At 67.7% G+C, this 22,758-nt stretch carries 24 protein-coding genes; 11 read left to right on the forward strand and 13 right to left on the reverse strand.

Annotated elements, in window-relative coordinates:
* Positions 1-88 precede the first annotated feature (88 nt).
* On the forward strand, positions 89-1,510 hold the full coding sequence (locus VK92_RS09745; protein WP_048026400.1) for an MFS transporter: 1,422 nt from the start codon (positions 89-91) through the stop codon (positions 1,508-1,510).
* Between the two features lie 199 nt (positions 1,511-1,709).
* Here VK92_RS09745 and VK92_RS09750 read toward each other — a convergent pair whose 3' ends face one another.
* Positions 1,710-1,940: a hypothetical protein gene (locus tag VK92_RS09750; RefSeq protein WP_021160313.1), complete on the reverse strand. Its 231-nt coding sequence runs from the start codon at positions 1,938-1,940 to the stop codon at positions 1,710-1,712.
* A 208-nt stretch (positions 1,941-2,148) separates the two neighbouring features.
* Between VK92_RS09750 and VK92_RS09755 the strand changes: the two genes are divergently transcribed.
* Positions 2,149-2,580, forward strand: coding sequence for a YciI family protein (locus tag VK92_RS09755; protein ID WP_048026398.1), 432 nt, complete (start codon positions 2,149-2,151; stop codon positions 2,578-2,580).
* 66 nt (positions 2,581-2,646) lie between these two features.
* Here the strand turns inward: VK92_RS09755 and VK92_RS09760 are convergent, their stop codons facing one another.
* Positions 2,647-3,243, reverse strand: coding sequence for a TetR/AcrR family transcriptional regulator (locus VK92_RS09760; RefSeq protein WP_021160310.1), 597 nt, complete (start codon positions 3,241-3,243; stop codon positions 2,647-2,649).
* A 182-nt stretch (positions 3,244-3,425) separates the two neighbouring features.
* Between VK92_RS09760 and VK92_RS09765 the strand changes: the two genes are divergently transcribed.
* The 5 genes from VK92_RS09765 to VK92_RS09785 all read left to right on the forward strand — a co-directional run bounded on the left by VK92_RS09765 (position 3,426) and on the right by VK92_RS09785 (position 7,219).
* Complete coding sequence (locus tag VK92_RS09765; protein WP_042975586.1) at positions 3,426-4,196, forward strand: alpha/beta hydrolase; 771 nt, start codon at positions 3,426-3,428, stop codon at positions 4,194-4,196.
* An 87-nt stretch (positions 4,197-4,283) separates the two neighbouring features.
* Positions 4,284-5,090, forward strand: coding sequence for a DinB family protein (locus VK92_RS09770; RefSeq protein WP_048026396.1), 807 nt, complete (start codon positions 4,284-4,286; stop codon positions 5,088-5,090).
* Entirely contained in the window at positions 5,087-5,881 is a 795-nt protein-coding gene (locus VK92_RS09775) for an alpha/beta fold hydrolase (RefSeq protein WP_082160939.1), read from the forward strand. The genes VK92_RS09770 and VK92_RS09775 overlap by 4 nt, the downstream gene beginning before the upstream one ends.
* 79 nt (positions 5,882-5,960) lie before the next feature.
* On the forward strand, positions 5,961-6,839 hold the full coding sequence (locus VK92_RS09780) for an alpha/beta hydrolase (protein ID WP_060067025.1): 879 nt from the start codon (positions 5,961-5,963) through the stop codon (positions 6,837-6,839).
* A gap of 68 nt (positions 6,840-6,907) precedes the next feature.
* Entirely contained in the window at positions 6,908-7,219 is a 312-nt protein-coding gene (locus VK92_RS09785) for a LysR family transcriptional regulator (protein ID WP_048026394.1), read from the forward strand.
* A gap of 94 nt (positions 7,220-7,313) precedes the next feature.
* Here VK92_RS09785 and VK92_RS09790 read toward each other — a convergent pair whose 3' ends face one another.
* Both VK92_RS09790 and VK92_RS09795 read right to left on the reverse strand, forming a co-directional pair.
* On the reverse strand, positions 7,314-7,547 hold the full coding sequence (locus VK92_RS09790; protein WP_021160304.1) for a hypothetical protein: 234 nt from the start codon (positions 7,545-7,547) through the stop codon (positions 7,314-7,316).
* Between the two features lie 207 nt (positions 7,548-7,754).
* On the reverse strand, positions 7,755-8,654 hold the full coding sequence (locus VK92_RS09795) for a hypothetical protein (protein WP_048026392.1): 900 nt from the start codon (positions 8,652-8,654) through the stop codon (positions 7,755-7,757).
* A gap of 78 nt (positions 8,655-8,732) precedes the next feature.
* Here VK92_RS09795 and VK92_RS09800 point away from each other — a divergent pair, with 78 nt between their 5' ends.
* The 3 genes from VK92_RS09800 to VK92_RS09805 all read left to right on the forward strand — a co-directional run bounded on the left by VK92_RS09800 (position 8,733) and on the right by VK92_RS09805 (position 12,050).
* Entirely contained in the window at positions 8,733-9,071 is a 339-nt protein-coding gene (locus VK92_RS09800) for a helix-turn-helix domain-containing protein (protein WP_021160302.1), read from the forward strand.
* Between the two features lie 10 nt (positions 9,072-9,081).
* Positions 9,082-9,597, forward strand: a complete 516-nt coding sequence (locus VK92_RS41635) for a hypothetical protein (RefSeq protein WP_131723342.1) — start codon at positions 9,082-9,084, stop codon at positions 9,595-9,597.
* A gap of 524 nt (positions 9,598-10,121) precedes the next feature.
* Positions 10,122-12,050, forward strand: coding sequence for a S53 family peptidase (locus VK92_RS09805; RefSeq protein WP_048026447.1), 1,929 nt, complete (start codon positions 10,122-10,124; stop codon positions 12,048-12,050).
* Here the strand turns inward: VK92_RS09805 and VK92_RS09810 are convergent.
* The 8 genes from VK92_RS09810 to VK92_RS09840 all read right to left on the reverse strand — a co-directional run bounded on the left by VK92_RS09810 (position 12,028) and on the right by VK92_RS09840 (position 18,854).
* Positions 12,028-12,312, reverse strand: a complete 285-nt coding sequence (locus tag VK92_RS09810) for a hypothetical protein (RefSeq protein WP_053076325.1) — start codon at positions 12,310-12,312, stop codon at positions 12,028-12,030. The genes VK92_RS09805 and VK92_RS09810 overlap by 23 nt on opposite strands.
* Before the next feature lie 59 nt (positions 12,313-12,371).
* A complete protein-coding gene (locus VK92_RS38925) occupies positions 12,372-13,181 on the reverse strand; it encodes an energy transducer TonB (protein ID WP_131723341.1) in 810 nt (269 codons plus the stop codon).
* Positions 13,182-13,322: 141 nt separating this feature from the next.
* Positions 13,323-14,462, reverse strand: coding sequence for a pyrroloquinoline quinone biosynthesis protein PqqE (pqqE, locus tag VK92_RS09820; RefSeq protein ID WP_048026391.1), 1,140 nt, complete (start codon positions 14,460-14,462; stop codon positions 13,323-13,325).
* A 1-nt stretch (position 14,463) separates the two neighbouring features.
* On the reverse strand, positions 14,464-14,745 hold the full coding sequence (pqqD, locus tag VK92_RS09825; protein ID WP_021160296.1) for a pyrroloquinoline quinone biosynthesis peptide chaperone PqqD: 282 nt from the start codon (positions 14,743-14,745) through the stop codon (positions 14,464-14,466).
* Positions 14,742-15,461, reverse strand: coding sequence for a pyrroloquinoline-quinone synthase PqqC (gene pqqC, locus VK92_RS09830; RefSeq protein ID WP_048026390.1), 720 nt, complete (start codon positions 15,459-15,461; stop codon positions 14,742-14,744). Before pqqC ends, pqqD begins: the two co-directional genes overlap by 4 nt.
* 2 nt (positions 15,462-15,463) lie before the next feature.
* Positions 15,464-16,387 (reverse strand): pyrroloquinoline quinone biosynthesis protein PqqB, encoded by a 924-nt coding sequence (gene pqqB, locus VK92_RS09835; RefSeq protein WP_048026388.1) that lies wholly within the window; start codon positions 16,385-16,387, stop codon positions 15,464-15,466.
* A 61-nt stretch (positions 16,388-16,448) separates the two neighbouring features.
* Positions 16,449-16,523, reverse strand: coding sequence for a pyrroloquinoline quinone precursor peptide PqqA (gene pqqA, locus VK92_RS41640; protein ID WP_111939409.1), 75 nt, complete (start codon positions 16,521-16,523; stop codon positions 16,449-16,451).
* A 312-nt stretch (positions 16,524-16,835) separates the two neighbouring features.
* Entirely contained in the window at positions 16,836-18,854 is a 2,019-nt protein-coding gene (locus VK92_RS09840; protein WP_048026387.1) for a sigma-54-dependent Fis family transcriptional regulator, read from the reverse strand.
* Between the two features lie 315 nt (positions 18,855-19,169).
* On the opposite strand from VK92_RS09840, the gene VK92_RS09845 reads away from it, so the two are divergent.
* Positions 19,170-20,204 (forward strand): alpha/beta fold hydrolase, encoded by a 1,035-nt coding sequence (locus VK92_RS09845; protein WP_048026385.1) that lies wholly within the window; start codon positions 19,170-19,172, stop codon positions 20,202-20,204.
* 46 nt (positions 20,205-20,250) lie between these two features.
* Here the strand turns inward: VK92_RS09845 and VK92_RS09850 are convergent, their stop codons facing one another.
* Positions 20,251-22,650, reverse strand: coding sequence for a TonB-dependent receptor (locus VK92_RS09850; protein WP_048026444.1), 2,400 nt, complete (start codon positions 22,648-22,650; stop codon positions 20,251-20,253).
* Positions 22,651-22,758 lie beyond the last annotated feature (108 nt).

A 22,758-nucleotide genomic window follows, 5' to 3' on the forward strand; every position in this document is an offset into this window, starting at 1 on the left:
CGGCATTTTGTGGTCGCGTCTACTGAAGACGAAGCATCGGGGCCGCGAAGCACGCGCTTCGCGGCCCCTTTTCATTTCAGAGGACGCCATGCCCGCCGCCACCGCTCCCGCCTCCGCCGCCGCCCGGCTCGAACGCCTGCCGTTCTCCGGCTATCACAAGCGGATCTTCTTCATCATCGCGATTGCGTTCTTCTTCGACTCGGTCGACCTCGGCACGATGACGTTCGTGCTCGGCTCGATCCGCAAGGAGTTCGGCTTGTCGACCGCGGCCGCCGGCCTCGTCGCGAGCGCGAGCTTCTTCGGGATGGTGCTCGGCGCGGCCGTCGCCGGCCTGCTCGCCGACCGCTTCGGCCGCCGGCCGGTATTCCAGTGGAGCATGGTGCTGTGGGGCGCGGCCTCCTACCTGTGCTCGACCGCGCAGAGCGTCGACGCGCTGATCGTCTACCGCGTGCTGCTCGGGATCGGGATGGGGATGGAATTCCCGGTCGCGCAAACATTGCTGTCCGAATTCGTGCCGACCGAGAAGCGCGGCCGCCTGATCGCGCTGATGGACGGCTTCTGGCCGCTCGGCTTCATCACGGCCGGCATCGTCGCGTATTTCGTGCTGCCGCAGTTCGGCTGGCGCACGGTGTTCGCGCTGCTCGCGATTCCGGCCGTGTTCGTGCTGGTCGTGCGCCGCATCGTGCCGGAATCGCCGCGCTGGCTCGAACATGCGGGCAAGCACGCGGAAGCGGACGCGGTGATGCAGACGATCGAGGCGAAGGTGATGCGCTCGGCCGGCGTCACGACGCTGCCGCCGCCGTCGCGGCTTGCGGAACCGGTCGTGGCACGCGGTCACGGCGCGCTGCGCGAGATCTGGAGCGGCGTGTACCGCCGCCGCACGGTGATGGTGTGGCTGCTGTGGTTCTTCGCGCTGCTCGGCTTCTACGGCCTCACGTCGTGGCTCGGCGCGCTGCTGCAGCAGGCCGGTTTCGAGGTCACGAAATCGGTGTTCTACACGGTGCTGATCTCGCTCGGCGGCGTGCCGGGCTTCCTGTGCGCCGCGTGGCTCGTCGAACGCTGGGGGCGCAAGCCGACCTGCATCGCGTCGCTGATCGGCGGCGGTGCGATGGCATACGCATACGGCCAGAGCGCGCTGTACGGCGGCAGCACGACGCTGCTGATCGTCACCGGCCTCGCGATGCAGTTCTTCCTGTTCGGGATGTGGGCCGCGCTGTACACGTACACGCCCGAACTGTACGGCACGGGTGCGCGTGCGACGGGGTCGGGCTTCGCATCGGCGATCGGGCGCGTCGGCTCGCTGATCGGGCCTTATGTGGTCGGCGTCGTGCTGCCGGTGTTCGGCCAGGGCGGCGTATTCACGCTCGGCGCGCTGTCGTTCGTCGCGGCGGCAATTGCAGTGTGGACGCTCGGTATCGAGACGAAGGGGCTCGCACTGGAACAGCTCGCGGCAGGCGACGAAGCGGGCGGCGGCGGCCGGTATGCGGCAGCGGCCGACAAGATGTCCTGAGCGCCGAGTCGACGACCCGGGCGTGCTTTCCGGCCGGCATGGCGTTCAGCGCCGTGCCGGCCGCTGCGTGAACTGACGGGATTCGCGCCCGATCACACACGACATCCCGCGCGTGCTCGCCGGCGCGATCGCGCATTGCGAGGCCGCCGCCGCGTAAGCCGTGGAGGCGGCCACCCGACGACGGTCCGGCTGGCTCCGGTCAGGCGCCGGCGACGACGAACTCTTCGGCCGCCTTGCGCTGGACCGCGGCCATCACCGCCAGTTCGCGCTTGCTGCGCGCGTCGCCGGACACGACACCCGTCGCGTTCTTCGCTTTCGCACCCAGCGGGAAAAAGACAAACGATGCGCCGGCCGGGGCCTCCGGTTCCGCGCGCAGGCGTTTGTTCAGGATTTTCAGGTACTTCTTCTTCGACACTTCCTTAGCAGCCATGGCACCCTCCGCGTGAACGTGGTGGGGATCAGCATACCAGTTTTGGCACAGGGCTCCGCCGCATCGCCCGCCGGCGCGTGCATCCCCGAATATTCGTCGGAACCGATGTCGATTCGCGTCGCCGTCGCGCGTCGTGTTGTCGTAACCGATCGTTTTGCCGTTGGCGCGGCCGGCGGCGCCCCCTCATTCCCTTCAAGGAGATACGACCATGCGCGTCCTGGTAATCGTCAAGGCTACCGCCGATTCCGAATCCGGCCGGATGCCCGACCCCGAAATGATCGCCGCGATGGGCCGGTTCAACGAAGAACTGGCGAAAGCCGGCATCCTGCTCGCCGCCGACGGGCTGCACCCGAGCATGCGCGGCAAGCGCGTGCACTTTGCCGGCAGGAACCGCACCGTCATCGACGGCCCGTTCGCTGAAACGAAGGAACTCGTCGCCGGCTTCTGGCTGTGGCAGGTGAAATCGATGGAAGAAGCGGTCGAATGGGTGAAGCGCTGCCCGAACCCGATGCCCGGCGACTCCGACATCGAGATCCGCCCGCTGTTCGAGGCCGAGGATTTCAGCCCGGCATTCACGACCGAGTTGCAGGAACTGAAAGCGCGGCAGAGTGCGCAAGCCCAGGCGGGGAAACACGCGTAAGGCGGGCGGCGCCGGACGGTTTCACATGACCGCCGGGCGCCGCCCTGTTTTTTGAGTGTGCGCGGCTCATGCGCGTTTGCGCGGCACCGCGAGCCGCTCGACCGCCCCGCCGGTCACGTCCCGGAACATCCCGGCATTGCCGTACGCCCGCGCGGCAAGCATCGCGCCATAGACCAGCGCCACGAACGTCGCGGCCTCGGTCTGCACCGACACGTCCGGCTGCACGATGCCGTCTTTCACCCCTGCCTCGAGCACGCGCACCAGCCATGCGGCAAGGTCGTCGAAATGCGCCTTTACGGCCCGCGCGACTTCGTCAGGCAGCGCCGGCAGCTCCGCGCCGAGCATGCCGGCCACGCAGAACGGCGCGCTGTCGTCCGCGATGCAGCGTTCCCAGTAGCCGATGTATGCGCGCATCTGCACCAGCGCGTCGGCGCCGCTCGCGTCGAGCAGCGCCATGTCGGCATCGAATTTCGCCTGCGACTGCTGCAGCACGGCGACCGCCAGGTCCGCCTTCGTCGGGAAGTGGTGGTGAATGCTCGCCTTCCGGATGTCGATCGCGTCGGCGATGTCGGCGTAACTGAACCCGCTGTAGCCACGCCGCATGATCAGTTGCCGCCCGGCCTCGAGAATGCGGCCCGCCGTACTGTCCCCCGTTACCGTCATATCTGCCTACCATCTAGTCGGATGAAAAACAGGGATAGTTTACCGCCCTGAGATACTCTTTTCCAGCCGTGATTTTTCATTGCATCTCACCCTACCTACTAGTAGGATGAACACATCGACAGAACGAGATAGCTGTCGATATCCGACGGTTTCCTACCCTGTCTTCCTTCTGGAGAATGAAAATGAAGCGTTTTTCCCAAGTCCGCCAGATCGCCGCGGCACTCGCATTGTCCGCCGCCGCACTCGGTTCGCATGCGGCCGTCGCGGCCCCCGTCAAGAACGTCGTACTGGTTCACGGCTACTTCGCCGACGGTTCGGGCTGGCAAGCCGTCTCGAACATCCTCACGCGCGACGGCTACAAGGTTTCGGTGGTTCAGCAACCCGAAACGTCGTTCGACGACGACGTGAAGGCGACCCGGCGTGTCGTCGACGCGCAGGACGGCCCGAGCATCCTCGTCGGCCACAGCTACGGCGGCGCGGTGATCACCGAAGCCGGCAACGACGACAAGGTCGCGGGCCTCGTCTACGTGGCCGCGTTCCAGCCCGACACCGGCGAAAGCCCGCTCGACCTCACCAAGAAGACGCCGCCCGCGACGAAGGCGATCAAGGCCACCGAAGACGGCCACCTGTATTTCGACGAAGCGTCGTTCCACGCCGACTTCGCGGCCGATGTGCCGGCCGCCGAAGCGAAATTCATGGCGATCTCGCAAGTCACGCCGGCCGCGCAGTCGTTCGGCGTACCCATCACGCACGCCGCATGGCGGACGAAACCGAGCTGGGCGGTGGTCGCCTCCGCGGACCGCGCGATCAACCCCGAGCTCGAACGCTTCATGACGCAACGCGCCGGAAGCAAGACGATCGAACTCAAGTCGAGCCACGTGGCCTACATCTCGCATCCGGCCGAAGTCGCGAAGCTGATCGAACAGGCCGCCAGGGGCGCCGGCAAGGAGTGATGCCGCGCATCGCCCGACTTCCCCGGTTGACGCTCCTCGCCGGGTAACGTATCGTTTTGATACGTTACCCGGCGAGCGCCTTCCATCATGCATTCCCGTTTCGACCGCTTCCGCACCACCGCGCTCGGCGCCCAGCTCGAAGCACTGATCGCTCAACCCGAGCGCTACGTCGAATTCGCGGCGCTGTCGCGCGTGGGCGTCGCCGCGATCGGCGCGATCCAGCACGAGATCGCGCTGAAATTCCCCGAAATCGAAACCGACACGACGGCCCGCCAGTTCTGCGGCGCGATGGTCGCGGACGTCATGCGCCGCCACGGCCACGACGTCGTGCAGGCGCGTGGGCGGCTCGGCGGCACGCTGTTCAGTTACGGCGCGGTGTTCAGCGCGCACCCGCAGTTGCTGCCGTTCGCCAGTGTCGTCGCCGCGCTGGCGCAACTGCCCGATCGGCTCGCCGCGTATGCGGCGCACGTGCCGGCCGCACTGCGGACGCGCCGCCCCGACGGCACGGGCTTCTCGCTCGTCGAGCATGCGTGCCACCTGCGGGATCTCGACGCGGTGTTCGCCGAACGCATCGACGCCGTACGCACGCTCGACCTGCCGGTGATCGCCTCCGTCGACGGCACCGCACTCGCCGCGCAACGCGACTATCTCGCGCAGCCGCTCGACGCGGCGGTCGCGGCATTCCGCACGGGCCGCGCGGCGCTGTGCGCAGTCGCCGCCGCGCTCGATCCCGCGCAGCTCGCACGCTGCGGGCTGCGCGACGGCATCCGCCGCATGTCGCTCGACGAACTCGTGCGCGAACTGCTCGATCACGACCGCACGCACATGCTCGAACTCGACGAACTGCTCGCCGAACTCGCATTGCCGCCCCTTCCTTGCCCGCCCGCGCCATGACCCAGCCCACACCCGTTGTCTTCATTCACGGTTTCATCGGCACGCTCGACGTGCGCGGATGGAACGGCCCGCATCTCGCGCCCGACCTGCTCGGCTACGGCGCATATCGCGCGGCGCCATTCGACGCGATCTCGCTTGCCGGCCAGGTCGAGCATGTGCGCCAAACCGTCGATGCTCACTTCGGCGCGCAGCCGGTCGATGTCGTCGGCCACTCGGTCGGTGGCGCGATCGCGATGCTGTTCGCGCATGCGCACCCGGAACGCGTGCGGCGGATCGTCAACGTCGAAGGCAACTTCACGCTCGACGATGCGTTCTGGTCGGCGTCGGTCGGCCGCATGACGCCCGGCGAAGCCGATGCGATGCTCGACGGGCTGCGCGCCGATGCGCCCGGCTGGCTGCGCGGCGCGATCGACGCGCCGTCGCCGGGCCAGCTCGACGACGCCCGCCGCTGGCTTGCGCATCAGCCTGCATCGACGCTGCGCGCGATGGGCCGCTCCGTCGTCGCGACGACAGGCGAACCCGGCTACCTGCAGGCGCTCGCGCAAGTGTTCGAGCGTCATCCCGTCTGGCTCGTCGCCGGCGAACGCTCGCGCGCGGGCTGGCACGTACCCGACTGGGCGCTCGCGCGCTGCGCCGGCTTCGACACGATCGCAGGCTGCGGGCACTTGATTCCGGCCGAGCGGCCGGATGCGTTTCGCGATGCAATCGGGCGCATCCTGAGCGCAGCAGGCATCTCCGGTCGTCAGGCGGGGAAAATGTCGAAACCGTATGATTCGCCGAAATTTGGTTGAAAGGCGCGGTTGCTAGAGTCACCGGAACAGGGTTTTCCCGGCGTCCGGCGCCGGACTGGGTCGACACATGCAACGATCGATGCACCTGGCACGTACCTTCTGGCTGCTTCTGCTGCTGGCCGTCACGAGCCCTGCCTTCGCGTTTCATGCGCGGGTCGTCGCGATCCCGAGCGCTGCGATGAGCGAGACGCTGAAGGCGACGGTCGTGCTGCCCGACGATTACGCGCGCGACAACCGCGGCAACGAACGCTATCCGGTCGTCTATCTGCTGCACGGCTCGGGCGGCGACCATACCGACTGGACGTCGAACACGCACATCGCCGCGCTCGCCGACCGCTATCACGTGATCCTCGTGATGCCCGACGGCGGGCACGAAAGCTGGTATATCGACAGCCCGTTCGATTCCGGCAGCCGCTACGAAACCTTCATCGGCGATGAAGTCGTGTCCTACGTCGACCTGCATTTCCGTACGATCGCGACGCAGCACGCGCGCGCGATCACCGGGCTCAGCATGGGCGGCTTCGGCGCACTGCGCATCGCACTCGACCGGCCCGACACGTTCGGCGCGGTCGGCAGCATCAGCGGCGCGGTCGATCCGCGCTGCTGCGCGGACGAGCCGGGCATCGACCACGTGTTCGGCGATCCCGAACGCCATTCGTCATTCTGGAACCGCAACGTGATCGTCGAAAGCGCGCGCGCGTTCGTGCGCGCCCATCTCGACCTGGCGATCGATTGCGGCCGCGACGATTCATTCGTCGGCTCGAACCGCACGCTGCACGAACGCCTGCTCGCGCTCGGCGTGCCGCACGACTATACGGAGCGGCCCGGCGGTCATACGTGGGATTACTGGGCGAATGCGATCCGCTACCAGATGCGGTTCTTCGCGACCTCGTTCCAGCATCGCGGTTACGCGTACCATCCCGCACCGGCTGTGCCGGAGATGACGCGCGCGGGCTGACGCGTACGCCGCGCGGCCCGCTGAACCCGGTGGTACGTTGCACTGGCATCGACCACCCGACACCTCCCATGCCGCGCGACAACCTGGCGGACCTCCCCGCCTTCATCGCCGTCGCGCGCGAGCGCAGTTTCACGCGAGCGGCCGGGCGCTGTGCGACATCGGTGGCGTTCGCGCTCGCATGGGTCATGAAGAACCGCATCGTCGGCTCGACGATCGCAGGGCTGCGCACCGATGCGCATCGGGACAGCGACATCGATATGCTGACGCTCGAACCCGGCCCGGACGACGAACGGTTCGTCGATTCGCTCGTGCCGCCCGGGCACGCATCGACGCACGGGTATACCGATCCCGGCTATCCGGTCGAAGGCCGCAAGGTCTGAAATCTGAACGGGACGAACGAGATGCCGGGCTGCCCTGCCCGGCATGAAGAGGCGCGCGCGTCACTCGACGCGCGGATACATGGAAGCGGCGGAATCAGCTGTCGTGCGCAGTCGTATCGGCGCCGACCACGCGATCGAAGAACTCCTGCGCACGCGCCAGCTCGGCGAGCGCGCGATCGAGGCGCGACATCGCGCGCGCGTATTCGGCCGACGAACCGTCGTCGTCGCTTTCGCCGCGCACGGCGCGAAAGGCCTGATCGACGTTGCGCGTCGCTTCGACGAAGCGTTGCGCGGCCCGGGCTTCCCGCGAACAGATGTGGGTCGACATCGACACTTCTCCCTCAGGGTTGCAGTGTGAAGCACGCCGACGCCCCGTGTGCGTGGTGCGCATGTCGGCAGCGTGAACCACGACCCGTCGATCGTCGACGCATCGGCCGCCGCGCAGCGCGCTTCGAGCCGATTGTCCCTCCGCACTCGCCGCTCCGCTATGGCGAGATTGCAACAAATTCTTGCGCGACGTGCCGCGCGTGATTCGTCACGCGCGCCCGACGCGCGGATGTGCAAGGCCGGCGAACGCGGATGCTTCGCCCGGCGACAGGTCGAACAGGTCGCCCGTGAGATCGCGCGGATGCTCGGCCGCCGGCCGGTTGCGCAAGCGCGCCACGTGCGTGGGCGCCACATACGCGGCCGCCGTTTCGATCGGCGGCACGTCGAACAGGTCGCGTGTGACGCCGCGCACGGCGTCCGTCGGCGAACGGCCGCGCAAGCGCGCGACGAGTTCGACGAAGCGATCGAAATCACCGGCGCGCGTCGCCTTGTTCACTTCCGCGAGATCGCGCGCCTTCAGCACGCACGGCTGGGCGAGCCGCACGAAATACGGGGCCTCGAGCTCGACCGACAGCGCGAGCGGATAGCTCTTGCCCGTCTGCTCCTTCGCTCGCCCGACGCAATCGACCACGGCCGCGCCCTGTGCGGCGCCGAGCGCCTTACCGGTGCTCACGCTGCGCAGGTGATCGGGAAACACGCGCAATTGCGTGCCGACCGTCAGCGCGGTGGAGGACGCGCAGACGAGCGCGTAGTGCTGTTCGCGGCGCCGGCCCGACGGCAAGGTCGAGCGGCTCGCGATGAAGGTATGCGGCGGCAACGGCCGCACCTGCCCGCTCGCGTCGATCCACGCATTCCACAACAGCGCGTCCTTGCGCTCGCCCGCGCGCGGGCGCGACGCGACCGGCGAGAACAGCGCGAGCAGCGAGCCCGTGCGATGCGCGGCGATCTGCGCGCTGTTGCCGAGCGGCTGGTTGATGCCCCACAGAAAACGCCCGCCCCCGAGCCGGCGCTCCCATTCCTTGCGGAGCACGACGGTCGGCAGTTCCTCGCCGGACTCGGTACCGATCTTGGTCCAGCAGAACGTGGGTGGGAGGTGTTTCAGTGTCATCAACTTTCTCGGGATACAGCCTCGCTGGTGACAGCAAGCCCATTCAACAGCCGTAACTGTATAGGTATAATGCATCGCATGGAAGCCCCGGACCAAGATTTTCCCGTACAAGACCTGTTGCGCCGCCTGCTGGCAGATACACGCTCGTCCAGCGAAATAGCGCGACTCTCCGGGGTCAGCCAGCCGACCGTATCGCGCCTGAGGCTGTCGAACGGGCATCGGCTGCGCCGCAGCGCGCCATTCAATAAGCTATGCAATTTCTACGGCGTCGATACCGAGCCATCGCGCCGCCAATACAACGACCTGTTGCGCGATGCGATCGTCGACGCGTGGGACGGATCGGACGAGCACGGCCGCGCGCTGCTGGTCGTGATCCAGGGGTTGAAGGGATTGCAGGCCAAGGCGGACGACGGATGATCGCCGGGCCGTGATGCGCGGCACATGGCGCGCGACCTGCGCGCCGCCGCTGCGCGAAGCAGGAAAGCCGGCAAGAAGGAAAAGAAGATGCCGTGCAACACCAGGCGTGCGATCCGCCTGGCTTCAATCGAAGGGAATCGAGCGCTGCGCCGAACGCGTGCTCTCCCGCCACACGCCAACAAGGAAATCTCGAGATCCGGCTTCGGAACGCCGCCGCGAAATGACAACGGACAGCGGACGGCGGCCGCACCGGTTCTCGGCAACGCCTGCGCTTCGCCTGCATTGCGTCAATGCCTCATTCGTCAAGGATGACGAACGACTTACATCATCGTTTCCCGTTTATAAAAAACACCCTGAGAAGCGATTATCTAAACTTTTTAAACCTAATCAAAAAAAGTTTGACTCGTCGTTTTCTTTCTTGTTATCTTTCCCCGCAAGAAATATCGCCGGGAAATCGAATCCGCATCAGGGAATCAACGGCCCGACAATCCACTTCCGTTTTTATTACGTTTCAAACGACAAGTAGCTGATTCGTAAGCCGCAGCACCCGCTCGCAACACACAGCTCCCGCTTCACCGGTCATCCCGTTCCGCTTCTGGCGGAAGAGGACGATGTCGACATCTCTCCCGGCTGACCGGGACATTCGATCTCGCCCGCAGCACCTCACACGAAACACGCACACCACGTCGTCGCTCGACAATGCATTGCCCGCTTATACGGATTTCATACATTGGATTCCTAATTAAGTGATAACGCAGTGAAGCATCCGCAACAGCAGATTGAAGGGAAACAGATGGCCGGCACGCGCGCCGTTGCTGCGACGCGAGCCGGCACGACAGCAGGCCGTGCGCGGGATCGACGTTCGCGATACGCGAATCCGACACCCGGGCCGGCCTCCGATCTTGATGGTGGGAGGGGAGGAAAACTCATGTCGCCGTGAATCACGCCGGTCGGTCCGGTCTTGCGTCAGGTTGCATGCGCCGCCCTGCCGCTACCCGCGATCCGGGTCGCGCGCTGCACCGGTTCTTCGTCGAAATCTCGGAGCTCACAATGCAGAGAACTCAGCACGTCAATCGCACACGCTCGCAACGCTTTGCCCTCGCCGCACTGCCGCTCGCGCTAGCCGCCACGCTGGCACCGCTGCCCGCCCAGGCCGCCACCAGCTGGGTGCCGACCCGCACCGCCGCTTTCCTGCTGTCGAATGCGCCCGCCGCGGCTGCTTCGGCCGCCACGCAGGCCCAGCCTGCGTACTCGCTCAACAGCATCGGCACGCCGGCGCTCACCGACACGCACGTCACCCCGCTCGAACTGAGCCAGCCGCTGCACGTCACCGTGGTGCTGAAAAACCGCAACACCGACCAGCTCGACGCGTTCCTGCGCGACGTCAACCAGCCGGGCAGCGCGAACTACCGCAAGTACCTGACGCCCGCGCAGTTCAAGGCGCGCTTCGCGCCGACCGACGACCAGGTCGCGGCCGTCGTGGCCCACCTGAAGGCAAACGGCTTCAGCAACGTCACGGTGTCGGAAAACAACACGCTGGTCTCCGCCGACGGCAACGCGACCAACGCACAAAACGGCTTTCACGCGAGCATCAAGCGCTTCAACTATCGCGGCAAGCCGGTCTTCGCGAACGATTCGGCCGCGTTGATCCCGGCGTCGCTCGGCCCGGTCGTCGATGCGGTGCTCGGCCTGCAGAACGCCGCGGTGCCGCACCGCCTGCTCCACCGCTTCGCGCCGGCCGCCGCCATCGAGCCGAACAGGATCGCGAAGAACGCGGCCGCCGCGTCGCAACAAGTCGGCCACCAGCCGACCGATTTCGCGAAGATCTACGATGCGAGCGGCCTGCCCGCCGCGACCAACACCACGGTGGGCATCATCACCTGGGGCGACATGACCCAGACCATCGCCGACCTGAACACCTTCACGCAGAATGCCGGCCTGCCGACCGTCAACACGGCCGTGGTCGCGGGCGGATCGGGCACGCTGGCCGACGACGGCGATCCGGGCGAATGGGATCTCGACAGCCAGGACATCATCGGCACGTCCGGCGGCGTCAAGCAGCTGATCTTCTACTCGGCGGTGAACGGCGACAGCAACGACAGCGGCCTCACCGACGCGACGCTGACCGCGGCGTACAACAAGGCCGTGACCGACAACAAGGCGACCGTCATCAACGTGTCGCTCGGCCTCGACGAAACCGCCGCGAACTCGGACGGCTCGCTCGCCGCCGACGACGCGGTGTTCAAGCAGGCCGTCGCGCAGGGCCAGGTCTTCTCGGTCTCGGCCGGCGACGCGGGCGTCTATCAATGGTCGACGTCGCCGCAAGGCGCGCCCGGCTACATCGGCACGTACAACGGCACGTCGGTCAGGACGACGATCAACCTGTCCAAGTACAGCGTGTCGTCGCCCGCGAGTTCGCCGTATGTCGTCGCGGTCGGCGGCACGACGCTCTCGACCACCGGCACCACGACGTGGGCCGGCGAAACCGTGTGGAACGAAGGCGTCGCGTACGCGGATCTCGACAGCAACGGCAACCCGGTCGACAACGCCGTGCGGATCTGGGCGACGGGCGGCGGCGTGAGCGCGTTCGAAACCGCGCCGAGCTGGCAGACGGCCGCGCTCGGCAGCACGGTGACGAAACGCGTGGTGCCCGACGTGGCGTTCGACGCCGCGCAATCGACGGGCGCGTACATCGTCATCAACGGGCAGGCCAACCAGCTCGTCGGCGGCACGAGCCTCGCCTCGCCGATCTTCGTCGGCGGCTGGGCGCGGGTCGAATCGGCGAACAACAACAGCCTCGGCCTGCCGACGTCGGCGTTCTACCAGAACTTCCCGACCAATACGTCGCTACTCCACGACGTGACCTCGGGCAACAACGGTTATAGCAGCCACGGCTATACCGCGAAGGCCGGCTGGGACGACGATACGGGCTTCGGCAGCCTGGACTTCGCGAAGGTCAGCGCGAGTTCGGCGAAGTAAGCCCCCGGCACGATGCGGTGCGGCGAAGGTGCCGCATCGCATCGTCCATGCAACGCGACACCGCGTGAACGAGATCGACGAACGGACTGTCCTGCTCCCCGAGCGTGTGCATCGCGCCGGCCGCGCCGCCGGCGCCCCGAAAGCGCGCTTCCGCGCGCACCGCGCGGCAACGGATGCCGACGCGTTCGATCGCCTTGATCACGATCACCGTCCACGATGCGATCGACATCGCGACGAGCAACAGCGCGACCGCGCGCGTCATCGGGTCGCCCTGCGTCCATACGTGCTCGATTCCATGGATTGTCGTGATGACGTGTCCTGTCAGTCGTCGAGGTTGAACGCGATCGGCGCGCGTGCCCGCGTCGGCACCGGCGCGCCGTCGAACACATGCGGCGCGCAGCGGCTCGCCAGTACGGCTTCACGCGCCGCCGCGTCGAGACGCGGATAACCGCTGCCGGTCACGACACGCGCGGCGACGATCTGCCCCGTCGCATCGGTCTCCAGCTCGACGAGCACGGTGCCGTGCTCGCCCAGGCGCAGCGACTGCGGCGGGTAGTCGGGTTTGACCAGCGCGCAGTCGGGATGCGCGACGAAGCGCGGCGGCGCAGATACGGAAGACGATCGGGATTCGGGTTGAGTCGGGGTCGGTGTCGATGTCTGCGTCTGCGTCGGCATCCGTGCGGCCGCGTCGCCGCGCGACGTATCGCGTTGCGCCACGGCCGGCGGGGACGGATCTGGCCGTGCCGGAGCCGGCACGGGCGCATCATGCGCCGGCGGGACGGGACGGCCGGACGCGACCTGCCGGTTCGTCCGCAACGCACTGCCCGCAGATGATCGGGGCGCAGACCTAGCCTCCTGCACCGCGCGCGACGCGGCAACCGGCTTCGCCTTCGCAGCCGCCATCGTCGACGCCTCCGGCACCGCCGCGATCAGCATCGCCACCATCACCTGCCGTTGCAGTGGTTCGCGTCGTACGATCTGCTGATGTGCGAGCAGAACGAACAGGGCGGCATGCAGAGCGCATACGACTGCGAAAACCGACGCGACGCAAATTCCGCGATGGCGTGCCCGATCGCCAGCGGCACCACGCACGCCGGTCGCCTGCCGCGCGCCGAAGGCAGCGGTGCTCATCGCCCCCGCCTTCCCGCGTTCACCCATCCTCGTACATGCGCGCCACATCGCCGACATGAAGAGGAGTGCATATCTATCGATCCGTCTTCCATCGCGTTGCCTTGCCTTGTTAGCCGCGCCGCCGCCGTTGCCGTTGCCTTTTCAGCAGTCGCAGGCCGCCCCACATTGCGCGAGCGAATTCTCCTTGCTGCGGAACACCAGCGGTCGTTCGTCGCGCGGCGCGGGCCGCCGCGCGAATTGCACGGCCTGCTCGACCCGGCCGTGATGCGCGGACTTCTCGCACACCGGATCGGGCTGCGCCGGGTCGCCGGCCAACTGGTACGCCTGGCACCGGCAGCCGCCGTGATCGACATGCCGCTCGTCGCACGTGCGGCAAGGCTCGCGCATCCAGTCCTCGCCGCGATACGCGTTGAATGCGTCGCTGTCGTACCAGATTTCCTTCAGCGACCGGTCGCGCACGTTCGGCAGCGCGAGCCCCGGCAGCGACCGCGCGGCATGACACGGCAGCGCGGTGCCGTCCGGCGCGACGCCGAGAAACACCGAACCCCAGCCGTTCATGCACGCTTTCGGGCGACGCTCGAAATAGTCGGGCACGACGAACAGGATCTTGCAACGCTCGCCGATCAGCTTGCGATAGCGGTTGACCGTTTCCTCCGCCTCGCGCACCTGCTCGACGGTCGGCATCAGCTGGTCGCGGTTCACCATCGCCCAGCCGTAGTACTGCGTGTTCGCGAGCTCGAGGTAATCGGCGCCGAGGTCGAGCGCCATCTCGATGATCTGTCCGACGTGCGGCAGGTTGTAGCGATGCAGCACGCAGTTGAGCACCATCGGGTAGCCGTGCGCCTTGATCAGCCGCGCGACGCCGCGCTTCAGCTCGAACGTGCGCGTGCTCGTCAGGAAATCGTTCAGCTCGCGCGTCGAATCCTGCAGCGACAACTGGATATGGTCGAGCCCGGCCGCCTTGAGCCGCTCGATGCGCGTGACGTTCAGCCCGACGCCCGACGTGATCAGGTTCGTATAGAAGCCGAGCCCGCGCGCATGCGCGACGAGCGTCTCGAGGTCGTCGCGCTGCAGCGGCTCGCCGCCCGAGAAACCGATCTGCGCGGCGCCGAGCGCGCGCGCATCGCTGATGACCGTGCGCCACGCATCGGTGTCGAGTTCCGCGCCGTGCGTCGCGAAATCGACCGGGTTGTAGCAGAACGCGCAGTGCAGCGGGCATCGGTACGTCAGTTCCGCGAGCAGCCACAGCGGCGCGGACGGACGGGAAGTGTCGGGGGCCATGTCAGTCGAGCCAGCCGCGCAGTCGCGCATGATCGAGGAAACGGTACACGTCGGTCGCGAGGTCCGACTGGCTGAACAGGCGCTCGAGTTCGCCGATGATGTCGTCCAGCTCGCGCGTGCCGTCGCAACGCGCGAGGATCTCGCCGGCACTCGGGTTCAGTTTGACCATTCCTTCCGGGTAGAGGAGCACGTATGCATCCTGGGCCGCCTCCCATTGCAGGCGGTACATGCCCCTGAGGCAGGGGCGCAGCGGCACGCCGCTGGCAGCTTCGATCGCGTTCATAGCGGGTAGGCCTTTTCGACGGCGTCGAGCATCGACCACAGGATGTCGAGCTTGAATTGCAGGATGCCGAGCGCACGCTGCTGCGCATCCGGCGTCGTGAAGTGCTGCAGCGTGACCGCAAGCCCGTGCTCGACGTCGCGCTGCGCAAGCGGCACGCGGCTGCGGAAGTAATGCAGCCCGTCCGGCTCGATCCACGGGTAATGCGACGGCCAGCCCGCGAGCCGGTCGAGATGGATCTGCGGCGCGAACATCTCGGTCAGCGACGAGCACACGGCTTCCTGCCATGGCGCGCGCCGCGCGAAATTCACATACGCGTCCACCGCGAAACGCACGCCGGGCAGCACGTGTTCGAGCGACCACAGTTCGTCTCGCGTCAGACCGCATGCCTCGCCGAGGCGCACCCATGCCTCGATGCCGCCTTCGTTGTCGCCCTGCCCGTCGTGGTCGATCAGCCGCTGGATCCAGCGGCGCCGCGTGTCGCGGTCGGGGCAGTTCGACAGGATCGCCGCATCCTTGAGCGGGATGTTGATCTGGTAGTAGAAGCGGTTCGCGACCCAGCCGCGGATCTGCGTGGGCGAACAGGCACCGCTGTTGAGCCGGCGGTTGAACGGGTGATGGATGTGATAGCGCGATTCGAGCGCGCGCAGGCGCGCCTCGAACTCGGTCGCGCTCCAGGGCGTCGGATGCAATGCCGTAGCGGGAATCGGTGCGTTCATGGTCAGACCTGGAATTGCATGCCGTCGTGCGCGACGTCGATGCCATGCGCGCGCAGGTGCGCGTGCTCGACGGAATGCGGATCGAGAATCGGATTCGTGTTGTTGATGTGCGTGAGCACCTTGCGCGTGTGCGCGGGCAGCGTGTCGAGCCAGTCGATCATGCCGGGCCGCCCGTGCTCCGCGCATTGCGCGAGATGCCCCATGTCGGCCGCGTGCTTGCCCGACAGGCCGAGGTCGATCATCTCGGTGCCGCTCCAGAACGTGCCGTCCACCAGCACGAGATCGGCGCCGTCCATCGCCGCGCGCACGTCGTCGGTGACGGCCGCGAGCCCCGGCGCATAGAACGCGCGCCGGCCGCTCGCGACATCCTCGATCGACAGCGCGATGTTGTCGCCGGGCGCGGCCGACGCACGCCGCGGCGAATAAGGCGGCGCCTTGCTGTCGACGGGAATCGCGGTGAAGCGGACCCCGCTTGCCGCCGGCACCGTGAATGGCTCGCCGAGCACGATCGTGTGCGCGGCGACACCGCAGTAATGACCGAGCAGCGGCACGAGCGGCAAGCCGGTCGACAGGTCGTCGAGCACCGGCGCGCTCGCGTAGAGCGGCAGCGGCGTCGAACGTTCGCGCAGCATCAGCAGGCCCGTCACGTGATCGATCTGCGCGTCGCACAGCACGACGGCGGCGATGCCGCTGTCGCGAATCGCGCGTGCCGGCTGCAGCTCCGGATCCGCGCGCAACTGGGAAAGGATGTCGGGCGACGCGTTGACGAGGACCCAGTCGATGCCGTCGTCGCTGACCGCGATCGACGACTGTGTGCGAGGCAGCACGTGGCCGCTTCCGCTGCGTGCGCGGCGACAGTTCGCGCAATTGCAGTTCCATTGCGGCAGGCCGCCGCCGGCTCCCGAGCCGAGTATCTTGATCTTCATGGGCGTCAGCTCCCGACGCCGCCCGCGCCGATCACGGCAAGACGGGCGGCACGCTCGGCGATCAGCGGTTGGCGATGTACATCGTGATTTCGAAGCCGAAACGCAGGTCGGTGTAAGACGGGGGGGTCCACTGCATGATGTGTCTCCTGATTGAGTTGATGAGTTGCGTCGGTGAGTCGGACAACCGCGGCAATCGAGCGGTCGGTTCCTATTCAGCAAGGAGCGTGCCGAGGCCGCACTTCGACGGCCCGACAGCGATACGCAGCGGTCGCCCGGGCATCGGGACGGAATCCTTACGATTTGCCTACGCGATTGGCACGAATGCGGTTCGGCGCCACGGCCGCACGATGCGCGTGGGCGGTGACAGGTGTTGAATCGTTGAACACCGGTGTTGCAACTTGACACACCGGCTGTGACAGGCCGCGCGGCCGTGAACCCGTGGCGCGCGTCAGCTTTCGTCGGACGGCTGGCGCTGCGGGTCGGCGGCCGGCATCTTCCGGTAGATCGTGTTGCGCGACACGCCGAGCGCGCGCGCCGCCGCGGACACGTTGCCGCCATGGCGCGCGAGCGCAGCCGCAATCGCGGACGCGGCGACATCCTGCAACCGCGCATCGCCCGCCGGGAGCGCGTCCGCGGGCCACCCCGCGGCGGACGGATCGTGCGCGGCCGGCTCGGCCCGGGTATCGTCGCGGCGCAGGTCGTCGAAGAAATCGTCCGGCAGGTGCTCGCGCCGGATCTCGCCGTCGTCGTCGACCATCGCCGCCGCCGTGCGCAGCAGGTTGCCGAGCTGGCGGAAGTTGCCGGGCCACGCGCAGCGCACGAACAGCGCCATCACGTCCGGCGCCACGGACAGCGGCGGCCGGCCCGGGCCCGCATAGGCTTCCCGTTGCAGCATCTTCTGCACGACCACCGCGAGATCCGTGCGGTCGCGCAGCGGCGGCAGGCGCACCACGAGGCCGTTCAGCCGGTAGTACAGATCCTCGCGAAAGCGGTTCTGCGCAATCATGTCGCGCAAGTCGCGGTGCGTCGCGCAGATGATCGCGATGTCCACGGCGATCGTCTTCGTCGAGCCGAGCGGGTTGACGAGGCGCTCCTGCAGCACGCGAAGCAGCCGCACCTGCAGCGGATACGGCATGTCGCCGATCTCGTCGAGAAACAGCGTGCCGCCGTTCGCCTGCAGCAGCTTGCCGATCGAGCCCTTGCGGCGCGCGCCGGTGAATGCGCCCTCTTCGTAGCCGAACAGCTCGGACTCGATCAGCGTCTCCGGAATCGATGCGCAGTTGACCGCGACGAACGGCGCATCGCGCCGCGGCGAGTCGTTGTGGATCGCCTGCGCGAGCAGTTCCTTGCCGGTACCGGTCTCGCCGGTGATCAGGATCGGGATGTCCTTGCCGATCACCTTGCGCACCTTCGCGATCACGCTTGCAACCTGCGGATCGCCGGTATCGAGGTAGTTGAGCCGCGACAGGCCGGCCGACGTGCCGGCCGCCGGCGCGGGCACGGCGTTCGCGCGCGCGGCCGGCGCACCCGCATCGTGAACGTCCGTCGGCCGGCTGCCTTCGGCGAGCGTCGCGCGCCGGAAATGCACGCGCGCGCAGACCACCGCACCGTTGCAGAGGTTCAGCATCAGGTGCCGGTCGGTGCTTGCGCGCATGCGGTCGATCAACTGCGCGCTCGTGACGTCGAACAGCGACGACAGCGTATGCGCGCGCAGCGCGGCGAGCGGCATGCCGAGCTGGAACTGCGCACTGCGATTGGCCGACAGGAAACGGCCGTCGGCGGTGAAGGCGACGATCCCCTCCATCAGCGTGCCGAGGAATTCGGGGCGGCCATGGAACGACACCTGCAACGTCTCCTGAAAGGTCGTCGTAAACAGGTGATTCTCGATCATCTGCACCGACATCTTCGCGAGCGCCATCGTGTGCTGGTGATAGCTGCGGTGGTCGCCGGTCACGTCGAGCACGCCGATCGCGTCGCCGTACGGATCGAGGATCGGCACGCTCGAACAGGTGAGGAAGCGGTTCGCTGCGAGGAAGTGCTGGTCGCCGTGAACGACCATCGGGCACAGCTCGGCGAGCGCCGTACCGATCGCGTTGGTGCCCTGCCGGTCCTCCGCCCAGTTCGCGCCCGGGCGCAGCGCGACCTTCTCCGCGCGGCGCAGGAAATCGTCGTCGCCGATCGAATGCAGGATCAACCCCTGCGCATCGGTCAGCACGATCATGCTCTGCGTGTTGACGATCTGCTCGTGCAGCGTCTCCATCACCGGCATCGCGTGCGCGCACAGCACGCGGCTCTGCTCGCGCTTGAGCACCAGCGCCGCGCTCGACAGCACGTCGTAGTCGGGGCGCGCCGAGACCTGCAGGCCGAACGTCTCGGACCGCTCATGGGCTTTCTGGATCGACGGCGCGGGCCAGCCGGCGGGATGCGCGGCCCGCGATCCGGCCGCTTGCTCTACGTCATCGCGCATTGTCTCCTCCGGGGATCTTCCGGTCAGTTGCCGGACTCTTTGCCGTCATTGCAAGCAAGCATCGGGCCACGCGAGCGGCACGGCTTCAGTCGAAAGCAGGATGTAAGACACGATCCGGTTCCGCCGGGCGTGTCGAGTCACCGCACGGGCCGGTCTTCGTGATACCGCGTCTGCCCGACACGTGACTACCCGTGCGAATCCCGATCTTTGCGGCTGGCGCGTTTCTGGCTTTGTCATGGATCAATTACAGTGGTCGCTTCGGCTCTCTCGCGGCCGCATGACGATTGCCCCGATTCCCCGAACCGATTCGACACGATGCCTGCCCCGATTCGCCCCCTATCCCGATCCCGACCCGCGTCGCCGGCCTCACCGACCGCGCTCGCCGCGCCCGTTCGCGGACGCTTGCACCGCGACGCGCAATCGATCGCGTTCTCCGTCGCCGGCGCGGCGCACGGCCATCCGGTCGTCGTGCTGCACGGCGGGCCCGGCAGCGGCAGCCAGGCCGGCATCCTGCGGCTGTTCGACCTGACGCGGGTGCGCGTCGTGCTCGTCGACCAGCGCGGCGCGGGCGCGTCGGCACCGCGCGGCGGCACACGCCACAACGACACCGCGCGGTTGATCGACGATCTCGAAGCGGTGCGCGCGCAGCTCGGCATCGCGCGCTGGGGCGTCGTCGGCGGCTCGTGGGGCGCGGCGCTCGCACTTGCATACGCGGGCACACATCCCGCACGGATCACCGGCGTCGTGCTGCGCGGGCTGTTCCTGACGTCGCGACGCGAAGTCCGCCGGTTGTTCACGACGTCGCGAACGCGCGCGCCCCGCGAATGGCGACGCCTGTACGCGGCGGCCGGCTGCAGCCGGCCGGATCGCCTGCTGTCGTGCTGCGCGCGGCGGCTGCAACCCGGCGCGGGCGCGGCCCGGCAGCGGGCGGTGGCGCTTGCGTGGCACGCATACGAGAACGCCATCCTCGCATCGCCGAACCCGCGCCGCTCACCCGCGGATGCGATCCGCTCGCACAAGACCGTCGCCCGGCTGATCGACAAGTACCGGATCCAGGCGCATTACCTGCGGCGCGACTGCTGGCTCGGCGAGCGCCGCGTGCTCGCGCTCGCGCGCCGGGCGGCGCAGGCGGGCGTGCCGCTGTTCGCCGCGCACGGGATGCACGATCCCGTCTGCCCGGCCGCCAACGTCGCCCGCCTCGCGCGTGCCGTGCCCGCGGCCGCGATCGAACACGTGAGCGCCGGGCACCTCGCAAGCGACCCGGCATTGGCACGCAGCATCGCCCGCGCCGTGGCCGCGATGTTCGCGGCGGCACCGCTCGCCCGACCGGGCCCGTCGCGCACATCCTGAGCGCCGCTCAGGCTGCGACGCGGCAACGCACGCAGCCCGGCAACGCTCAATCCCACGCGTAACGCACGCCGACCCACGCACCGCGCGGCGCACCCGGCCCGACGAACTGTTCGTTGACCGGATTCGCACCGTCGAACGTGTGATTCGGCCCGTTGAAGAAGTTCTGGCCCAGCACGCCGAAGCTCGCATAGCGCTTGTCGAACAGGTTCGTCACGCTCGCGAAGACTTCGAAGCGCTTCGTGATCCGGTAGCGCATGTCGAGATCGACGAGCACGTAGCCCGCGATCCTGCCGTTCACGTCCTGGTTGTTCTCGTCGCCGCGCGCATACACGCCGCTGCGCCACGTGACGTTCGCGCCGATATCCCACCTGGGCGTCGCCGCGTAATCGAGCCGGAGTTTCACCGTGTGTGCGGGAATACCGGGAATATGGTCGCCTTGCTTGACGGCCACGTTGCCGTTCGCGTCGGCCGCCGAATTCGCCGGGCTGTGCTCGGTCCACGACGACCGGTAGGTCGCATCGACATAGCTGTACGAAAGCCCGACACCGAGCGGGCCGAACCGCGTGCGGCCCGCGAGTTCGATGCCTTGCCGCCGCGTATCGCCGACGTTGCGGAAATAACCCTGCGCGCTTGCCGGGCTGCTGATGAACTGGATGTCGTCGGTCAGCGTCGTGCGGTAGGCGGCGGCGCTCCAGGTCGTCGCGGCGCCGATGCGGCCGCGCATGCCGGCTTCGAACGTCTTCGAGATCACCGGCTTGAGCGCCGGGTCCGCGATGAAGTCGTTCGGCAGCGAACACGGCGCGGCCGGGTCCGCGCATGCGAGTTCGATCGCGGTCGGCGAGCGCATCCCTTCGTTGTACGTCGCATAGGCGGTGAAGCCCGCGACCGGGTTCCAGTTGAGCCCGACTGCCGGGTTGAACCGGGAGAACACATGGTTGCCGTCGAGCAGCGGCTGCACGCCGCTCTCGTCGCCGATCTGCGCCTTCGACCAGTCGTAGCGGCCCGACACCGTCAGCGTCCAGTGCGGCGTCAGCGACAGTGCATCGCTCAGGTACACGCCGAGGTTCGCGTTGCGCGTCTTCGCGCGGGTCTGCGGCTCGAAATCACCGACGCCGATCGCCGCGCGCGTGTCGGTGAAATACGCGTCCTGCGACGACGCGACGTAGCTCGAGTTCGCGACATCGGCCGCCACGCCCGCGATCAGCTGGTTCGCCATCCCGCCGAGCTTGCCGAGCAGCGTGAGCTGCAGGCTGCCGCCGTAGCTGTCGGTCACGATCGTCGACTGCGCATTGGTGCCCTGCACCGTGTCGACCGTGCCGTCGTCGCCGACCGATCCGTAATCGGTATTGTTGTTGCTGCTGATGTTGGTGTTGCGCAGGTGCCGATAATACGCATTGCCGCTCAGCTCGACGAGCTCGCCGAAGAAGTGATCGCCCGACAGCGTCAGGTAGCCGGCGCTGTTGCGATTCAGGTCGGGATAGGTGTACGCCTGCTTCCGGTTGTCGAGGAACGAGCGCGGGATCGTCTGGGTGCCGTACAGCGCGTTGTCGGCGCCGCCCGCGGAAATCGACAGCGTCGTGTCCGAATCCGTGTAGCGCAGCTTGCCGAACGCCTGCCGCACGCGGCTCGCATTGTGGTCGGCCCAGCCGCCGTCGTTCGCGACGTTCGCCGTCGCGTAGTAGTCGAGGTTCGAGCCGATCGTTCCGCCCTGCTCGATTGCGGCCGTCTTGCGGCCCCACGAGCCGCCCGACACCTCCGCTTCGCCGCCCGGGTTCGACTTGCCGTTCTTCGTCGTGATCGCCAGTGCGCCGCCGAGCGTATTGCGTCCGTATACCGGGTTGGAGCCCGGGATCAATTGCATCCGGTCGATTGCCTGCGTCGGCAGGATGTCCCAGTTCACGACGTCGCCGAACGGTTCGTTCACGCGCACGCCGTCGACGAACACCGACAGCCCCTGCGGCGTACCGAGCAGCGGCGATGCGGTGAAGCCGCGATAGTTGACGTCCGTCTGGTACGGATTGCCCTGCGCCTCCGAGATCGTCACGCTCTGCAGGTTCGCGGCGAAGAAGTCGGCAAGCGTCGCACGGTGCTGGGCGTCGAGTTCCGCCGCGCGTACCGTCTGCACGTTCGCCGGCACCTTCTGCAGCGGCGTACCGATCCCGAGCAGCGGCGTCGTGCCGACCACCACCACCGTCGGCAATGTGACGGCCGGCGCTTGCGACGCTTGCGGAGCGACCGCGACGGCAGCCGGCGGCACCGCACCGCCCGTCGCGGCCGTGCCGTCCGCAGGCTGCTGCGCACGCGCGCTGCCCGCCGACAGGCCGAACAGCGCGATGGCGCCGAGGGCCGGCCCGAGAAGCGCGCCACGCATCGCGCCACCGTGCCGCGCGCGACGCTCGCGTCGCATCGCGCCGCCCTTTCCGGCTGCCTTTGGCCTCCTGATCATTTCATTCGTCTCCATGCTTGTATTCCGCCGTGGTGTGCCCCGCACCGCGCGGCGTGCTGTTGTCGCGAAGCAGCGTGCGAGAACCGTGCCAGCCGCATCGGCGCGACG

Source organism: Burkholderia sp. LK4 (assembly GCF_001043615.1).
GTDB lineage: Bacteria > Pseudomonadota > Gammaproteobacteria > Burkholderiales > Burkholderiaceae > Burkholderia > Burkholderia cepacia.

Bases quoted from the DNA above. Each gene is read 5' to 3' on its own strand.
- VK92_RS09745 (WP_048026400.1), top strand. From the start codon at position 89: ATGCCCGCCGCCACCGCTCCCGCCTCCGCCGCCGCCCGGCTCGAACGC.
- VK92_RS09750 (WP_021160313.1), bottom strand. From the start codon at position 1,940: ATGGCTGCTAAGGAAGTGTCGAAGAAGAAGTACCTGAAAATCCTGAAC.
- VK92_RS09755 (WP_048026398.1), top strand. From the start codon at position 2,149: ATGCGCGTCCTGGTAATCGTCAAGGCTACCGCCGATTCCGAATCCGGC.
- VK92_RS09760 (WP_021160310.1), bottom strand. From the start codon at position 3,243: ATGACGGTAACGGGGGACAGTACGGCGGGCCGCATTCTCGAGGCCGGG.
- VK92_RS09765 (WP_042975586.1), top strand. From the start codon at position 3,426: ATGAAGCGTTTTTCCCAAGTCCGCCAGATCGCCGCGGCACTCGCATTG.
- VK92_RS09770 (WP_048026396.1), top strand. From the start codon at position 4,284: ATGCATTCCCGTTTCGACCGCTTCCGCACCACCGCGCTCGGCGCCCAG.
- VK92_RS09775 (WP_082160939.1), top strand. From the start codon at position 5,087: ATGACCCAGCCCACACCCGTTGTCTTCATTCACGGTTTCATCGGCACG.
- VK92_RS09780 (WP_060067025.1), top strand. From the start codon at position 5,961: ATGCACCTGGCACGTACCTTCTGGCTGCTTCTGCTGCTGGCCGTCACG.
- VK92_RS09785 (WP_048026394.1), top strand. From the start codon at position 6,908: ATGCCGCGCGACAACCTGGCGGACCTCCCCGCCTTCATCGCCGTCGCG.
- VK92_RS09790 (WP_021160304.1), bottom strand. From the start codon at position 7,547: ATGTCGACCCACATCTGTTCGCGGGAAGCCCGGGCCGCGCAACGCTTC.
- VK92_RS09795 (WP_048026392.1), bottom strand. From the start codon at position 8,654: ATGACACTGAAACACCTCCCACCCACGTTCTGCTGGACCAAGATCGGT.
- VK92_RS09800 (WP_021160302.1), top strand. From the start codon at position 8,733: ATGGAAGCCCCGGACCAAGATTTTCCCGTACAAGACCTGTTGCGCCGC.
- VK92_RS09805 (WP_048026447.1), top strand. From the start codon at position 10,122: ATGCAGAGAACTCAGCACGTCAATCGCACACGCTCGCAACGCTTTGCC.
- VK92_RS09810 (WP_053076325.1), bottom strand. From the start codon at position 12,312: ATGACGCGCGCGGTCGCGCTGTTGCTCGTCGCGATGTCGATCGCATCG.
- VK92_RS38925 (WP_131723341.1), bottom strand. From the start codon at position 13,181: ATGAGCACCGCTGCCTTCGGCGCGCGGCAGGCGACCGGCGTGCGTGGT.
- pqqE (WP_048026391.1), bottom strand. From the start codon at position 14,462: ATGGCCCCCGACACTTCCCGTCCGTCCGCGCCGCTGTGGCTGCTCGCG.
- pqqD (WP_021160296.1), bottom strand. From the start codon at position 14,745: ATGAACGCGATCGAAGCTGCCAGCGGCGTGCCGCTGCGCCCCTGCCTC.
- pqqC (WP_048026390.1), bottom strand. From the start codon at position 15,461: ATGAACGCACCGATTCCCGCTACGGCATTGCATCCGACGCCCTGGAGC.
- pqqB (WP_048026388.1), bottom strand. From the start codon at position 16,387: ATGAAGATCAAGATACTCGGCTCGGGAGCCGGCGGCGGCCTGCCGCAA.
- VK92_RS09840 (WP_048026387.1), bottom strand. From the start codon at position 18,854: ATGCGCGATGACGTAGAGCAAGCGGCCGGATCGCGGGCCGCGCATCCC.
- VK92_RS09845 (WP_048026385.1), top strand. From the start codon at position 19,170: ATGCCTGCCCCGATTCGCCCCCTATCCCGATCCCGACCCGCGTCGCCG.
- VK92_RS09850 (WP_048026444.1), bottom strand. From the start codon at position 22,650: ATGATCAGGAGGCCAAAGGCAGCCGGAAAGGGCGGCGCGATGCGACGC.